1 protein-coding gene is annotated in these 241 nt (G+C 62.7%); it reads left to right on the top strand.

Features of this window, described 5'->3' with window-relative positions; all coding sequences use genetic code 11:
• Positions 1-241: methyltransferase family protein (locus SB772_RS44960; RefSeq protein WP_410839146.1), on the top strand; the 241-nt coding region annotated here is incomplete at both ends.

The raw sequence follows: 241 nt of genomic DNA, 5'->3' as shown, positions 1-241 counted from the left end.
CAAGGAAGGTCACGAACTAATCCGAACTGGTCCTTATGCACTCGTTCGGCATCCTATCTATACTGGATGCCTGATCGCGCTGGCCGGTTCGGCCTTGATCGGCGAGACCTGGCGCGGCGTGGCTGGGGTCGTGCTGATCTTCGCGTCGCTGGCCTTCAAGGTGCGCATCGAAGAAAGCTGGGTGACCGGGGATTTCGGCGCGGCCTTCGCGCGTTACCGCCGCGAAGTCGCGGCGCTGATC

Source organism: Paraburkholderia sp. SIMBA_030 (assembly GCF_046535245.1).
In the GTDB taxonomy this organism is placed as follows: Bacteria; Pseudomonadota; Gammaproteobacteria; order Burkholderiales; family Burkholderiaceae; genus Paraburkholderia.
This window is presented reverse-complemented; position numbering and strand designations above follow the sequence as displayed.